At 58.3% G+C, this 16,331-nt stretch carries 12 protein-coding genes; all 12 read left to right on the top strand.

All coding sequences use genetic code 11. The annotated features are described in order from the left end of the window. Positions 1–34 precede the first annotated feature (34 nt). The 12 genes from AC1RMX_RS04850 to AC1RMX_RS04795 all read left to right on the top strand — a co-directional run bounded on the left by AC1RMX_RS04850 (position 35) and on the right by AC1RMX_RS04795 (position 16,303). Positions 35–400 carry a response regulator gene (locus AC1RMX_RS04850; protein ID WP_096820366.1) on the top strand — a complete coding sequence of 122 codons (366 nt, stop codon included), beginning with the start codon at positions 35–37 and terminating at the stop codon, positions 398–400. Positions 401–602: 202 nt separating this feature from the next. Further along, positions 603–4,469 (top strand): hypothetical protein, encoded by a 3,867-nt coding sequence (locus AC1RMX_RS04845; protein WP_493070734.1) that lies wholly within the window; start codon positions 603–605, stop codon positions 4,467–4,469. A gap of 84 nt (positions 4,470–4,553) precedes the next feature. Then, positions 4,554–5,846, top strand: a complete 1,293-nt coding sequence (locus tag AC1RMX_RS04840) for a glycosyltransferase (protein WP_493070732.1) — start codon at positions 4,554–4,556, stop codon at positions 5,844–5,846. Between the two features lie 146 nt (positions 5,847–5,992). Beyond that, positions 5,993–6,871 carry a PI-PLC domain-containing protein gene (locus tag AC1RMX_RS04835; protein ID WP_096820363.1) on the top strand — a complete coding sequence of 293 codons (879 nt, stop codon included), beginning with the start codon at positions 5,993–5,995 and terminating at the stop codon, positions 6,869–6,871. Positions 6,872–6,924: 53 nt separating this feature from the next. Further along, positions 6,925–7,830 carry an AraC family transcriptional regulator gene (locus AC1RMX_RS04830; protein ID WP_096820362.1) on the top strand — a complete coding sequence of 302 codons (906 nt, stop codon included), beginning with the start codon at positions 6,925–6,927 and terminating at the stop codon, positions 7,828–7,830. Between the two features lie 227 nt (positions 7,831–8,057). Then, positions 8,058–9,368 carry an ABC transporter substrate-binding protein gene (locus tag AC1RMX_RS04825; RefSeq protein ID WP_493070730.1) on the top strand — a complete coding sequence of 437 codons (1,311 nt, stop codon included), beginning with the start codon at positions 8,058–8,060 and terminating at the stop codon, positions 9,366–9,368. Positions 9,369–9,448: 80 nt separating this feature from the next. Then, positions 9,449–10,375: a carbohydrate ABC transporter permease gene (locus AC1RMX_RS04820; protein WP_096820360.1), complete on the top strand. Its 927-nt coding sequence runs from the start codon at positions 9,449–9,451 to the stop codon at positions 10,373–10,375. Positions 10,376–10,383: 8 nt separating this feature from the next. Next, positions 10,384–11,214, top strand: coding sequence for a carbohydrate ABC transporter permease (locus AC1RMX_RS04815; protein WP_096820359.1), 831 nt, complete (start codon positions 10,384–10,386; stop codon positions 11,212–11,214). A gap of 33 nt (positions 11,215–11,247) precedes the next feature. After that, on the top strand, positions 11,248–12,351 hold the full coding sequence (locus tag AC1RMX_RS04810; RefSeq protein ID WP_493070728.1) for an ABC transporter ATP-binding protein: 1,104 nt from the start codon (positions 11,248–11,250) through the stop codon (positions 12,349–12,351). A 16-nt stretch (positions 12,352–12,367) separates the two neighbouring features. Continuing rightward, positions 12,368–13,840: a mannitol dehydrogenase family protein gene (locus AC1RMX_RS04805; RefSeq protein WP_102619821.1), complete on the top strand. Its 1,473-nt coding sequence runs from the start codon at positions 12,368–12,370 to the stop codon at positions 13,838–13,840. Positions 13,841–13,854: 14 nt separating this feature from the next. Beyond that, positions 13,855–15,351, top strand: coding sequence for a xylulokinase (gene xylB, locus AC1RMX_RS04800; protein WP_096820356.1), 1,497 nt, complete (start codon positions 13,855–13,857; stop codon positions 15,349–15,351). A gap of 13 nt (positions 15,352–15,364) precedes the next feature. Beyond that, positions 15,365–16,303 carry a carbohydrate kinase family protein gene (locus AC1RMX_RS04795; RefSeq protein WP_096820355.1) on the top strand — a complete coding sequence of 313 codons (939 nt, stop codon included), beginning with the start codon at positions 15,365–15,367 and terminating at the stop codon, positions 16,301–16,303. Positions 16,304–16,331: the final 28 nt, after the last annotated feature.

The raw sequence follows: 16,331 nt of genomic DNA, 5'->3' as shown, positions 1-16,331 counted from the left end.
GGCGCCACCCTCCCCATTCTTGAGAGCCGCCACTATGTCCACCACTGCGTCCACCATCCTTGTAGTAGAAGACGATGCCATCGTGCGCATGCTGATCGTCGACGTGCTGGAGGAATTGGAGTTCAAGGTTCTGGAAGCGGACGGCAGCGAGCAGGCGCTGGAGATCATCAAGGATGTGAATCAACACATCGACCTGATGATGACCGACGTCGGCTTGCCGATCATGGATGGCCGTCAATTGGCTACTGAAGCGCGCAACTTGCGCCCTGCTCTACCCATTCTGTTCGCCAGCGGCTATGCCGAAACCATTGAAGTGCCGGCAGACATGCATGTGATCGGCAAGCCGTTTTCCATTGATCAATTGCGTGACAAGGTAAAATCAGTTCTTGGTCAATCCTGAGACCGAAACTTCCATCCGAGAAAAATCCAACGGGCAGGTCTTCAATCTGCCCTGACCAACTTTGAAACCAACTACAACTATCCACTCGCGGCAAAACACACTTACTCTGGCGCCGCCCCCGTAGTTGTGAGTTTGTTGCATCTCCAACTTTCACACACAGGGAGGTCCACTACCGTACAAACAATTCAAGGATAAATTGTTCATGCAACTTGCACAGAACGGAAGCCTGCTGGGTGTTGATAATGTTGTGTTTGATTCCGGGTATTTCGCCGAACGCCAGAAACTTGATCAGGCAGAGAAAGCCAGCATCGTTTTAACACTCTCAGGTATTGCGGATAACTGTGCGCACGGTGAATCCGTTGACTTGCACTACACCACTGTTTCACGCCTGTCGGACACCACGTTTGACAGCGCTGTCGAATATGCCCGCATCGCCTTGTCGAAGATGCTGGAAACCGAAGACTTTCTATTTCTCGCAGAGAAACATTCTCTGCCTGTCGGCACTGTCGTGTGCATCGACGAACAGGCCAGACTCAGGGTATGGGTCAATGATTCCTGGGTTGAAATCACCCACGACGCCGTGATCACCTCCGAACTGCGAGAGGACATCCTCACGCTTGGTGAGTGTGCGTTACAAACCGGTGGTTATGTGTTTTGCGCCGAGGTGTTTGGCCTCAAGCAATGGCTGAACTTTCATCAATACACACTGCCCTCCACCGTTGCCGAAGTACGCGATCTGATTGCCTGGCTGGAATTTCAACTGCCGGACAGCCCGGTGACCGGGGATTATCACGAATTGCTGATGGCGCCTGCCGAATCAGCCTTCCACCTTTCGGCCGTCGAACGTCAAACGATCAAGCAGATCGCGAAGGAGACAACACAGAGCCGGGGCAGTCTGCTGCAACATATCGCCACGCCGGACTACAAGTCGCTCCCGGCCAGCCTGAGACGCGAGCGTGCAGCCATTTATCTGGATCATTTACTGCAGACACCCGAGGCCGTTGCGCTGGGCATCCGTCTGCATGATCGCCTCGGATGGCATCTGGACGCAGACCATCAAGAAGTGGCCTCGCGGCAGATCAAATGCATGGTGGCTACGGCGCTGATTCTCGATCTCGGATTTGAAGTCGAACGGCATGCGAAAGTCATTGCCGGTTTTCAGTTGTATCACCCGAGCAATGCTGCCAAAACGGCGCCGCAGGTGGTTGAAGCGTTTGAATGGCAATTGACCCGCGAATTGCAACTGGACCCGCTCTACGCTCCGTTGGCTGCTCACCTGCTGCTGGCCTGCGCCGCACCACAGTTACTGGTTCAACAAACGCCCGCCGAGTTGACCATCGGCAAGCCAGGTTGGGTGATCGTGTCTCAGGCTGTCGCACTGATCGAGCTGACGGCACCCGGGGCATCGCGCTTGATGACCTACGACCGGATCAAGGCGTTTTCGGAATTGGCGCCCGTCAGTACAGCTCAGCGCACGCTGCACGAGTTGACGACCATCGCACCCATCATCCAATGGGCAATGCTCAACGGTGTCCTGCCTGATATCACCGGCAACGACGATGACCTGAACGCTTTTACCACCGCCGCCAACCGTTTCAGCCAATATGTGGAAGCGTTGAATGACGTCGAAACGGGGATTGCGATTGTGCCGCCTGATCGGCGGGAGTTGGCGTTGCAAGAACTGAAACGCGTTATGCCTGAGGGTGATTATCTTGAAGAAAAAGTATTCAAGGCCAAATTCGATCCTGCATTGGGTGAGCGCAATTTTCTTGAATGGTTGATTCTTTATCATCCGGTCAGTCTCGGTAATGTATCGGGCGAAAACTCCAAGATAGAGAGACTGCGCGCTTCGGTTCTCGACCTTTACATGTCGGGTGATCTGGTCGTAAACGGCAAACTGACTGACAAGTTCATGACCACGGAAAAACTCAACTCGCCCCCTGGCGCTTTTTCACGACTCAGTGAACTGAAACCGATTGATTCGATATTCAACAAGGCTTTTGAGCAATACCACCAGACACTCAATAAGTCCCAGGCGGCCATCCTGAAAATGGCAGTCTCCCACTTGCCAGAGCGTGACAGGACAATGATCGCCAATGGCTTGATTACCTTATATACCGTCCGAAAATCGGTAAATCCTCTTAATCCATTTGAGGAAACCCTACGCCAGCGCAATGCTGCCAAGGGCCGTTACGGCATTATCCTGGGATGCCAGCAAGGCAAGGTTTTTCGCTGTTACGAGCTGTTTTCGCTCAGGGGACTCTGTCGCGAACGACCGGAGTTGGCCGATATGCTGCAATCCAGCAGTGTGGCGTTCGAAGAGCAATCACTGTCCTATTCGGGTGCCGATACGGACTTTCAACCCAAAAAACCTGAGCGGCAATGGCCTCTCGACGTTGATGCCTATTTGAATGGCAGCGAGCCGAAACGAGGGCTGACGTCCAGTGTAATCGTAGAAAAACTCTGGAATTTCGCCTTGGCTTCAGATGAAGTCCAGCCAGTCCCACTGTTCTTTTCCCGAGCGCTGGAAGCGCTGGCTGAGGGCGTATTGGGCAATCACCCGGTAGCCAGCCGTGAAGAACTTTACTCGGCGTTGTACGCGCAGACCGAGTTGCAAAAGATACGCGTCGATAACGAAACAGTGAATGACGCCATCATCAATGTGATCGTGCCCTTCAAAAAATGCATTGAGGACATCCGCTCCGGCGATGCACATCGAGTATCCGAAGGCATCGGCGGCTGCATACTCGATGGACTGGCGCTGTTGGGGCTGGTAGTCGGGTTCGGGGCCACAATTGTCGGCGTCGTCGGCAAGACGACATCTACGACTGCCAAAGTTCTGAGTATTGCCAAGGCGGGTGTTCACTTTTCAGTGTCGATCTTCAATCCGCTCGATGGCTTGCCGGCGCTGGCTGTGCAAGGGGGACGACTGGCCAGGAAAGGTGCCCTGCTCCTGAGCAAACACGGGCTCAACGCCGTGGAAACCGCCACTGGCCAACTGCGCAGGCTGACGGGCAGTGCTCAGTCTTATGACCTGGTCAAGGCCGCGCAAAAAACCGATTTGTTTCAGGGCACTTGGAAAGCGGCGGATGACCTGGGGGATCCGGTCAATCTGCTGGCACTTCAGCGCAACAGTGACTGGTACGCCTTGAACCTGAGGGTTGGCGGTGCATGGGGGCCGACATTGAGAAACCTGAAGGTGTCACCACTGGCGCCACTTCGACAGTTTTTCGGTCGTGCCAAGCCTTTCAGTTACACCCGGGCCTATGTGAAAAAAGCACTGCCGGCCGCCAAGTCGAAACTCGACAATGCGACGCTGATGCTTCTGGATACCGACAGCGCTGACGTGCGAGCCGTCCTCAAGCATGTTTTCGGCAATGACTCCGATGAAGTGCTCAAGCATGTGAAGTCAAACTTGCACAAAATGCGAAACGATCTGGACTTCGTCACGCTCGCCAACATGTCTTTCAGAAAAGGCTCAGAGGCTAACGCTGCGTTGCGCCCGGTGGTTTACAAGCGCTGGAAGACCAGCGTCCTCGATGGTTCGTATCTGAAAAACACACCTGAGCGGTTTCTGGTGATCTACCCCGAAGGTCTGGACGATTATTACCGTATGGCGAAGTACGATGATGGCCGAATCGGTGATGTACTGATTCATGAAATGGCGCACGGCGCGCCGGATTCGCTGGATCTGTACTACGGGCAAATGAAACACGCCGGGGCCGGGCCTGCGGATATGGACGTGGCCGGGTTACTGGATTTCGCCAAGGACGCCCACAAGGCGCACCCTAAAAACCTGTCCAATCCGCATTTCAAGGCTATCAATGATGAGGGATTCGAGCTGTTGGGGCTCATTGAGAATACTTTGCCGACACTGGTGAAAAAACACCCGGCACTGCTCAACGCAGACTCCTACTCTCTGGCAGTTTCCATGCTCGATCAGGTACGCACTCACCGGGAAGCGTTCTTGCTCAATCTCGCCCGGATTCAGAACGGAGTGAAGAAAACCAACCAACTCGGTTTCATCGATGGTTCGGTTCGGCTCAAACTCGCCAGGGCATCGATCTGAGAAAAAGCGGATCGGCGGACGCGCGCATTGTGTTCTAATTCGCGCGCCTTTTTTTTCGTCTCTTCGTCCCAGGAATCGTTTCTCATGAGTCAGCCCGCAACCAAAGTCCTCGTCATTGGTTACGTCTGGCCGGAACCCCGCTCCTCCGCTGCGAGCGGGCACGTGATGCAGATTCTCGAGACCTTCCTGCAACAAGGCTGGCAAATCACCTTTGCCAGCCCTGCCGGCACCGGTGAGCACCGCGCCGACCTGACTGCATTGGGCATCCGCGAAGTCCCGATCGAGCTGAACAACAGCAGCTTCGACACCTTCATCAGCGACCTCGCCCCGGATATCGTGCTGTTCGACCAGTTCATGATCGAAGAGCAGTTCGGCTGGCGAGTGGAAAAGCACTGCCCTGATGCCTTGCGCGTTCTGGAAACATCGGATCTGCAAAGCCTGCGGCATGCCCGTCATCAGCGGTTGAAGGATCGCCTCAAGCTCAGCGATGACGCCAACGATTTCGATCAGCTGTTTGCCCCGGCGCTGGCCGAAGAGTTCGACCTGATGGCCGACACCGACCTGGCCAAGCGCGAGATCGCCGCGCTCTACCGCTGCGATCTGAACCTGATGATTTCGCAGGTGGAAATCGAGTTGCTGGTGCAGCAGTTCAAGCTGCCGCCCGAGTTGTTGCACTGGTGTCCGTTGATGGTCGAACCGCCCAGCGCACCGGCAAAACCTTTCGAGGAGCGCGCGCACTTCCTCAGTATTGGCAATTTCCGTCACGCGCCGAACTGGGACGCGGTTTTATGGATGAAGTCGAGCGTCTGGCCACTGATCCGCGAACAACTGCCCAAAGCACAATTGCACATCTACGGCGCCTACACGCCGCCCAAGGCTGCAGCACTGCACAATGCAGCGCAGGGTTTTCACATCATGAACTGGGCCGAGGATGCGTTGCAGGTCATGTCCGATGCGCGCATCTGCCTGGCGCCCCTGCGTTTTGGCGCCGGCATCAAGGGCAAACTGATCGATGCCATGCTTTGCGGCACGCCGAGTGTCACCACGCCGATTGGCGCTGAAGGCATGCATACCGACCAACCCTGGCCGGGCGCTGTCTGCCGTACGGCGCAGGATCTGGCCAATGCCGCGGTCGAGCTTTATCGAGACGAGGTGCGTTGGCAAGCGGCCCAATCCCAGGGGCACGCGCTACTCCAGGAGGTTTATCAGCAGGCCATACATGGGGCGGCGCTGATCAACAAACTGCTGGACTGTCGCGCAAACATTGCCCAACTAAGACGCAACAACTTCACCGGCAGCATGTTGCGACATCACTCGCACAAGAGCACGCAATACATGGCGCAGTGGATTGAAGCAAAGAATGCAAACAAACAATAAAGCCCGGAAATTTATAAACACAACAACCAACAACCTGTATCAATCGATAGATAGCCATCTGAAAAGCTAAACACTATAAACATCCTGCCCGCGCCACTTTCGTTATTAAAGAGTGGCGTCTCAATTAACTTATGCAGGATGCATGCATGACCGATATCAATAACTACGCCTCCTATAACTGGATGGCGGCGACACCGTCCATTGATTCACTTTCGATATCCGAACTGACCCTGCCGGGAACCCACAACGCCGGCAGCGACTGGCGCGCCAGTTATCCAGTGTTCGGCCCACCCCGTCATTGGCTGGCTTGCCAGCATGACTCGTTTCACGCCCAACTTCACCATGGCGCACGGGTGCTGGACATTCGCCTGGCCTACGAGCCAAAGGCCGAAGGCGTCGGCAGATTCCGTGCTCACCATGGCGGACACCGCAACTCCCGAACCCTGGGCAGCTTGATCACCGACGTAGAAAACTTTCTGAAGAAAAACCCGGACGAGTTCATTGTTCTGGACTTCCACAGTCTCGACGGTAACGACTTCGATTATGACTACTTCAATAAAATGATGATTCACCTGCTCGGACATCGCTTGATCCCGAGCAGAAACCTGAGCGCCGGCCTTGGGCAACTCAAACACATCAGCAAAGAGCAACGTGTATTCGCGGCCGCTCGGTCACACTGGCAACTTGATCGCAACGTGTTCATCGATTACATCAACCATGAATGGTCGGGCAGCGATCTGACCGGCTCGGCGGAGTTGAAACAGTTCATCGGCAATGTCCTGAAATCCCCACCTGGCGCGTGGAAACCCTGGTCGTTGTCCGCCACCTGTTACACCGCACTGGGCGGCCCGGTTGATATTCATAAAGAACTGAACGAGTGGTTCGATCCAGACAACAGTGATTGGGCAATGAAGTGCAACGTCATCAACGTCGACTTCATCGAAGAGAGCAACATCGTGTCGTTCTGCCGTGCCGTGAATCAAACCAAGGCCCACCTGCGCCCCGCTGATCGCCTGCTGGCGTAACGGGCGCGCAAAGAGGCATGATCGCCGGGCGATAACAAAAAAAGCGCCCGACCATGACCCGAACCGCCCGCGTCACCGACCCCTCTTATGAATTGATGGATGACCACAACGGGTTGTCCATCATCTATCGCCAGCACGGCTTCCCCTGCCCGCTGGTGCGCTGGCATTTTCACAAGGAATACGAACTGCACCTGATCGTGGCCAGTTCGGGCAAGGTATTCATCGGCGACTACATCGGCAACTTCTACCCGCAGACGCTGTTCCTCACCGGCCCCAACCTGCCGCACAACTGGATCAGCCAGGTGGCCGAAGACGAAGTGGTCGAGAAACGCGACATGCTGGTTAACTTCACCGATGAACTGTTCGAAAGCGGCCATCAGGTGTTCGCCGAACTCAAGACTCTGGCGCCACTGCTGGAACGCGCGCAGTACGGCATCGAATTCCGCTCACCGCAGACGATTCGTCAGGCCATGACCCTGATGCAACGCATCGCCGATTCAAGCGGGATCACCCGTCTCGGACACTTTTTCATCCTGATGGAATTGCTGGCGGCCTCCGACGACTACCAATTGCTGTCTGGAGCAACCACGCCGCAACTGGCCGACGAACACAACATCGACCGCACCAACCGCGCGGTGGATTACATCTTCGCCCACTACGCCCGCGAACTGCCGCTGGAGGAAGTCGCCGAACACCTGGGCATGAAACCGACCTATTTCAGCCGCGTGTTCAAGCAGGCCACGGGGCGCAATTTCATCGAATTCGTCAACCGTCTGCGCATCAGCAAATCCTGTGAACTGCTGGCGGACGGTGACAAACCGGTGACCGAGGTGTGTTTCGAATCGGGCTTCAACAACATCTCCAATTTCAATCGGCGCTTTCAGCAGCTCAAAGGCATGACGCCCTCGCATTATCGGCGGCTGGTGGTGCAGCGTCTGACCGAGCAAAACCACGGCTGACGCCCGAAAACCTGTACGGTTTCATTGCCCTCGCCGTCCTGAAACGCCCTTCCCTGTGTTTGTCGCCTCAATCGAGAGTGCAAAAAAGTATCGATTCAAGTGCTAGGGATGATTTGTCAGCCCAGCGATTGAAGGCTGTAATCAGTGCACATTCTTCCTGCAGCCGGAAGACACAAAAACAATAACTGTCCTTCTGTCCCCCACCGGGTGCAGAAAAGGAGTGCACGATGCAACCCACTGCAAAAGCTCTGCTTGCCCTCACCTGCATGACCCTCAGCAGCGTCAGCCTTGGCGCCCAGACCCTGACCATCGCCACCGTCAACAACAGCGACATGATCCGCATGCAAAAGCTCTCGAAAACCTTCGAGACCGAGCATCCGGACATCAAGTTGAACTGGGTCGTGCTGGAAGAAAACGTCCTGCGTCAGCGCCTGACCACCGACATTGCCACCCAGGGCGGTCAGTTCGACGTGTTGACCATCGGCATGTACGAAGCCGCACTCTGGGGTGCAAAAGGATGGCTGGAACCGATGAAGGATCTGCCGACCAGCTACGCCCTCGACGATGTGTTCCCGTCGGTGCGTGAAGGCCTGTCGGTCAAGGGTTCGCTGTACGCCTTGCCGTTCTACGCCGAAAGCTCGATCACCTATTACCGCACCGACCTGTTCAAGGACGCCGGCCTGACCATGCCGGAGCGTCCGACCTGGGAGCAGATCGCAGGCTTCGCCGAAAAACTCACCAACAAGGACAAGGAGCAATACGGCATCTGCCTGCGCGGCAAGGCCGGTTGGGGCGAGAATATGGCGCTGATCACCACCGTGGCCAACGCTTACGGCGCACGCTGGTTCGATGAGCAGTGGAAACCCGAATTCAGTGGCCCGGAATGGAAGAACGCGCTGAACTTCTACGTCGACACCATGAAGAAGTCCGGCCCACCGGGTGCCTCCAGCAACGGTTTCAACGAAAACCTCGCGCTGTTCAACAGTGGCAAATGCGCAATCTGGGTCGATGCCAGCGTCGCCGGCTCGTTCGTCACCGACAAGACCCAGAGCAAGGTCGCCGATCACGTCGGCTTCACCTTTGCGCCGCATCAGGTCACCGATAAAGGCTCGGCGTGGCTGTACTCGTGGGCGCTGGCGATTCCGACCAGCTCCAAGGCCAAGGACGCCGCCAAAGAATTCAGTGCCTGGGCCACCTCAAAAGAGTACGGCGAACTGGTCGCCAAGACCGACGGCATCGCCAATGTACCGCCGGGTACTCGTGCCTCGACCTACAGCGACGCCTACATGAGCGCCGCACCGTTTGCCAAGGTCACGCTGGAGTCGCTGAAAGCGGCTGACCCGAGCAAACCGACCCTCAAGCCTGTGCCTTACATCGGCATTCAACTGGTGACCATTCCTGAGTTCCAGGGTGTGGGCACCCAGGTCGGCAAGCTGTTCTCGGCGGCACTGATCGGCCAGACCACGGTCGACCAGGCGCTGACCGCCGCCCAGCAAACCACCGAACGCGAGATGAAGCGCGCGGGTTACCCCAAGTAACCACTGCCCTCTTCAATTGAAGGAAGGGAGCTTGCTCCCTCCCTTCAAAGAACTCGCTGTATCTCGAGTACGTGATCGCCATGAATACTTCAACTGCCAAAGCCCACATCGACCTGTCGCAACCCCAGCGCAAAAACCGCGTGGCCAATCCCGGCTGGTTTCTGGTCAGCCCTTCGGTGGCCCTGTTGCTGCTGTGGATGATCGTGCCGCTGGGCATGACCGTCTATTTCTCGATGATCCGCTACAACCTGCTCGACCCGGGCATCAATGAATTCGTCGGGCTGGATAACTTCACCTACTTTCTGACCGACTCCGGGTTCCTGCCCGGCGCCACCAACACCTTGCTGCTGGTGGGCAGCGTGTTGCTGATCAGCGTGGTGTTCGGTGTGTTGATCAGTGCGCTGCTGGAGGCCAGCGAGTTCTTCGGCCGCGGCATCGTGCGGGTGATGCTGATTTCACCATTCTTCATCATGCCCACGGTCGGTGCGCTGATCTGGAAGAACCTGATCTTCCACCCGGTCTCCGGGATCCTCGCCTACCTCTGGAAGCTGTTCGGCGCGCAACCGGTGGACTGGCTGGCGCACTACCCGCTGCTGTCGATCATCATCATTGTTTCCTGGCAATGGCTGCCCTTCGCAATCCTGATCCTGATGACCGCCATGCAGTCCCTCGACCAGGAACAGAAAGAAGCCGCCCGCCTCGACGGCGCCGGCCCTGTCGCGATCTTCTGGCACCTGACCCTGCCGCATCTGGCGCGGCCGATTGCCGTGGTGGTGATGATTGAAACCATCTTCCTGCTGTCGGTGTTCGCCGAAATCTTCACCACCACCAACGGCGGCCCCGGCTACGCGTCGACCAACCTCGCCTACCTGATCTACAACCAGGCGCTGGTGCAGTTCGACGTCGGCATGGCCTCGGCCGGCGGCCTGATCGCCGTGGTCATCGCCAACATCGCCGCGATCATTCTGGTGCGGATGATCGGTAAAAACCTGACTGACAAAGCCTGAGGCCTGCCATGACTCTCCAACAATCCCGCCGGCTGCAAAGCCTGCTGCTCGGCACGCTGGCCTGGGCCATCGCGATCATCATTTTCTTCCCGATCTTCTGGATGGTGCTGACCAGTTTCAAGACCGAAATCGACGCCTTCGCCACGCCGCCCCAGTTCATCTTCACGCCGACGCTGGAGAACTACCTGCACATCAACGAGCGCAGTGATTACTTCAGTTTTGCCTGGAACTCGGTGGTGATTTCCTTCAGCGCCACGGCTCTTTGCCTGCTGATCGCGGTGCCGGCGGCCTACTCGATGGCGTTCTACGAAACCCAGCGCACCAAGGGCACGCTGCTGTGGATGCTCTCCACCAAAATGCTGCCGCCGGTGGGCGTGCTGATGCCGATCTACCTGCTGGCCAAGAGTTTCGGCCTGCTCGACACGCGTATTGCGCTGATCGTGATCTACACGCTGATCAACCTGCCGATCGTGGTCTGGATGATTTACACCTACTTCAAAGACATCCCCAAGGACATCCTCGAAGCCGCCCGCCTCGACGGCGCCACGCTGATGCAGGAAATGCTCCGGGTGCTGCTGCCAATCGCCAAGGGCGGGCTGGCCTCGACCGTGCTGCTGTCGCTGATCCTGTGCTGGAACGAAGCGTTCTGGTCGCTGAACCTGACCTCGTCCAAAGCCGCGCCGCTGACCGCGTTGATCGCCTCCTACTCAAGCCCCGAAGGATTGTTCTGGGCCAAGTTGTCGGCCGTCTCGACGCTTGCCTGCGCGCCGATCCTGATCTTCGGCTGGATCAGCCAGAAACAACTGGTGCGCGGCCTGTCGTTCGGCGCCGTGAAATAGCCCTTAAAGAACAAATATAAAAGGAGCGCCATCATGGCCAACCTGAAAATCAAGAATCTGCAAAAAGGCTTCGAAGGCTTTTCCATCATCAAGGGCATCGACCTTGAGGTGAACGACAAGGAATTCGTGGTATTCGTCGGCCCGTCGGGCTGCGGCAAATCCACCCTGCTGCGACTGATCGCCGGCCTGGAAGAAGTCAGCGGCGGCACCATCGAACTGGACGGGCGCGACATCACCGAAGTCAGCCCGGCCAAGCGTGACCTGGCGATGGTGTTCCAGACCTACGCGCTGTATCCGCACATGACCGTGAAAAAGAACATGTCGTTCGCCCTCGACCTGGCCGGCGTACCGAAGGCAGAAGTCGAGAAGAAAGTCGGCGAAGCGGCACGGATTCTCGAACTCGGCCCGATGCTCGAACGCAAGCCGAAGCAACTGTCCGGCGGTCAGCGTCAGCGCGTAGCCATCGGCCGGGCGATCGTGCGCAACCCGAAAATCTTCCTGTTCGACGAACCGCTGTCCAACCTCGACGCCGCCCTGCGGGTGCAAATGCGCCTGGAGCTGCTGCGCCTGCACAAGGACCTCAAGGCGACGATGATCTACGTGACCCACGATCAGGTCGAAGCCATGACCATGGCCGACAAAGTCGTGGTGCTCAATGGCGGCAAGATCGAACAGGTCGGCTCGCCGCTGGACCTGTATCACAACCCCGCCAACCTGTTCGTCGCCGGGTTTCTCGGCACGCCGAAAATGGGTTTCCTCAAGGGCAAGATCGCCCGGGTCGACGGCCAGAGCTGCGAAGTTTCGCTGGACGCCGGCACGCGCATCACCCTGCCGTTCAACGCGGCAAACCTGAGCGTCGGCAGCGCCGTGACCCTGGGCATTCGCCCGGAACATCTGGAGCTGGCGCAACCGGGCGACTGCACCCTGCAAGTCACCGCCGACGTCAGCGAACGGCTGGGCAGCGACACCTTCTGCCACGTCAAGACCAACGCCGGCGAAGCCCTGACCATGCGCGTGCGCGGTGATCTGGCAAGCCGTTACGGCGAACAACTGAACCTGCACCTGGACGCCTCCCACTGCCATCTGTTCGATGCTGACGGCGTGGCGCTGACCCGCCCGATGCGCGCCGCCGCCTGATTTCGAGACTGACCCGATGAAACTCAACAAACAGAACCTCAATCGCCTCGCCGCCGAAGTGAAGTTGCCGGCCTACAGCCTCAGTGACACACGCCAGGGCATCGCCCACATTGGCGTCGGTGGTTTTCATCGCGCGCATCAGGCGTATTACACCGATGCGCTGATGAACACCGGCGAAGCGCTGGACTGGGCGATCTGCGGCGTCGGCCTGCGCGCCGAAGACCGCCGCGCCCGTGACGACCTCAAGGAACAGGACTACCTGTTCACCCTGTTCGAACTGGGTGACAGCGACGACACCGAAGTCCGCGTCATCGGTTCGATCCGCGACATGCTACTGGCCAGCGACAGTGCCCAGGTGCTGATCGACAAACTCGCCGACCCGCAGATCCGCATCGTCTCGCTGACCATCACCGAGGGTGGCTATTGCATTGATGACAGCAACGGCGAGTTCATGACGCACCTGCCACAGATTCAGCACGACCTGACTTACCCGCAACAGCCGCAAACCGTGTTCGGTTTCCTCTGCGCGGCGCTGGCCAGGCGACGTGCGGCGGGCATTCCGGCGTTTACCGTGATGTCCTGCGATAACCTGCCACACAACGGCGCCGTCACCCGCAAGGCACTGCTGGCCTTCACCGCGCTGCTTGACCCGGACTTGCGCGACTGGATCGACGCCAACGTCAGTTTCCCCAACGCCATGGTCGACCGTATCACCCCGATGACCAGCACGGCGCATCGCTTGCAACTGGCGGACAAACACGCCGTCGACGACGCCTGGCCGGTGGTGTGCGAACCGTTTGTGCAATGGGTGCTGGAAGACAAGTTCGTCAACGGCCGCCCGGCCTGGGAAAAGGTCGGCGTGCAGTTCACCGACGACGTTTCGCCCTACGAAGAGATGAAGATCAAACTGCTCAACGGCAGTCATCTGGCCCTGACCTATCTGGGCTTTCTGAAGGGTTACCGCTTCGTCCACGACACCATGAACGACCCACTGTTCGTGCGCTACATGCGCGCCTACATGGACCTGGACGTGACCCCGCAACTGGCGCCGGTGCCGGGCATCGACCTGACCGAGTACAAGAACACGCTGGTGGCGCGGTTCTCCAATCAGGCGATTGCCGATCAGCTTGAACGTGTTTGCTCCGATGGTTCGTCGAAGTTTCCCAAGTTCACCATTCCGACGATCAATCGGTTGATTGCGGATGGACGTGAGACCAAACGGGCGGCGTTGGTGGTGGCGGCCTGGGCGTTGTATCTGAAAGGCGTGGATGAGAATGGCGATACTTATTCGATTCCGGATCCTCGGGCGGCGTTTTGTCAGGCGTTGGTGGCGGAGGATTCGCTGATTACTGAGCGGTTGTTGGGGGTTGAAGAAATCTTCGGTACGGCGATACCGCGTTCGACGGAGTTTGTGGCGGCATTTGAGTGGTGCCTGAAAAGCTTGCGGGAAGAGGGGGTGACGCGGACTCTGGAAAGCATTCTGTCCTGACGGGTGAGGTACTCATGACAACCCAACAACTCTTCCTCGGCATCGACTGCGGCACCCAAGGCACCAAAGCCATCATCCTCGACGCCACCAGCGGTCAGGTGTTGGGCCAGGGCGCCGCCGCCCACACGATGATCAGCGGTGCCAACGGCCGTCGCGAGCAAGACACCGGGCAGTGGCTGGAGGCCTTCGCCCTCGCCACCCGGCGTGCGTTGCTGGCAGCAAATGTCGACGGCCAGTCGATCCTCGGAATCGGCGTTTCCGGCCAGCAACACGGTCTGGTGCTGCTCGATGACCAAGGCCAGGTACTGCGCCCGGCCAAGCTCTGGTGCGACACCGAAACCACCGCAGAAAACGATCGGCTGTTGACTTACCTGGGCGGCGAAAGAGGCTCGCTGGAACGCCTCGGCGTGGTCATCGCGCCGGGTTACACCGTGTCCAAACTGCTATGGACCAAGGAACAACATCCCGCCGTTTTCTCACGGATCGCAAAGATCCTGTTGCCCCACGATTACCTGAACTTCTGGCTCACCGGCCGTAGCTGTAGCGAATATGGCGACGCGTCCGGCACCGGCTATTTCAATGTGCGCACCCGCCAATGGGATCTGCAACTGCTGCGCGACATCGATGCCAGCGGCCGTCTGCAAGCAGCGCTGCCGGAGCTGATCGACGCCCATCAAGCGGTCGGCACGATCCTGCCGGCGATTGCCGAACAACTGGGTATCAACCCCAACGCATTGGTATCCAGCGGTGGCGGCGACAACATGATGGGCGCCATCGGCACCGGCAATATTCAGCCGGGCGCGATCACCATGAGTCTCGGTTCCTCCGGTACGGTGTACGCCTACGCTGAAGCGCCAAAGGTCAGCCCGGATGCTTCGGTCGCCACGTTCTGCTCGTCCAGCGGCGGCTGGTTGCCGTTGATCTGCACCATGAACCTGACCAACGCTACCGGCGCGATCCGCGAGTTGTTCGAGCTCGATCTCGACGCTTTCAACGCCTTGGTGGCCCAGGCGCCGATCGGCGCTGAAGGCGTGAGCATGCTGCCGTTCCTCAACGGTGAGCGCGTGCCTCCCCTGCCCCACGCCACTGGCAGCCTGCATGGCCTGACGATCGATAACCTGACCCGGGCCAATCTGTGCCGCGCCGCCGTCGAGGGCACCACCTTCGGCCTGCGTTTCGGACTGGATCTATTGCGCCAGAATGGTTTACAAAGCCGCAGCATTTGCCTGATCGGCGGCGGCTCGAAAAGTGCGGTGTGGCGGCAGATCGTCGCCGACATCATGAACACCCCGGTGATCTGCACCGAGCAAAGCGAAGCCGCCGCCCTGGGCGCGGCGATTCAGGCGGCGTGGTGCAAGTCGTGGTCCAACGGCCACGAAGACACCCTGGCCGACCTGTGCGAACGCTGCGTGAAGCTTGACCTGAACAGTGAAACCCTGCCGATTGCCGCGAATGTCGCAGCCTTCCAGCAGGCCTATGAACGCTATCGACTGCATGTCGCAACCTTATAAAGAGCAAACAACTATGTACCTGGTGTGTGGCGAAGCGCTGTTCGATTTCTTCAGCGAAGACGATGCCGGCGGGCAGGCGTCGAAAGTCAATTTCAAGGCGATTGCCGGTGGCTCGCCGTTCAACGTGGCCGTGGGTTTGCGCCGACTGGGCGTGGACTCGGCGCTGTTCGCCGGGTTGTCCACCGACTACCTCGGCCGTCGTTTGCAGCAAGTTCTGAAAGATGAAGGCGTACGCCCGGATTATCTGGTGGATTTCGCCGCGCCGACTACGCTGGCCATGGTCGCGGTGGGCGCCAATGGCTCGCCGCATTACAGCTTTCGCGGTGAAGGCTGTGCCGACCGCCAGTTGAGCCTGGCGCATCTGCCAACGCTGGGGTCTGAAGTGCGCGGTCTGCACTTCGGTTCGTTCTCGCTGGTGGTGCAACCGGTTGCCGATACTCTGCTCGCGCTGATTCAGCGTGAAAGCGGCAAGCGCCTGATCAGCCTCGACCCGAACGTGCGCCTCAATCCCGAACCGAACATCGACCTGTGGCGCGAGCGGATCGCCACACTGGTGCAACTGGCGGACCTGATCAAGGTCAGCGACGAGGATTTGAGCCTGCTGTACCCCGAGCAGGATCCGCAGCGTGTCATCGAAGGCTGGCTGCAGTATCGCTGTCAGGTGGTGTTCCTGACCCGTGGCGGTGAAGGCGCGACCGTGTTCAGTCGTGCTCACGGTTCATGGTCGGTGCCGGCCTCTGCAGTGAAGATCGCCGATACCGTTGGCGCCGGCGATACCTTCCAGGCCGCGTTGATCACCTGGCTGACCGAGCAGGAACTGGATTCGGTGGAAGGCGTACAGCATCTGCAACGCGATCAGATCGACGCCATGCTCAGGTTTGCCGTACAGGCCGCCGCCCTGACGTGCAGCAAGACAGGTCCGGATTTGCCTTATCGCCATCAGTTGACCTGACCGCGTAGACTGGCGCCCTTTTTTGCAC

This window comes from Pseudomonas sp. GW822-FHT03F04, from assembly GCF_058801405.1.
Note: the sequence above shows the minus strand (reverse complement) of the source record. Positions and strands in the feature narration are given on the sequence as shown.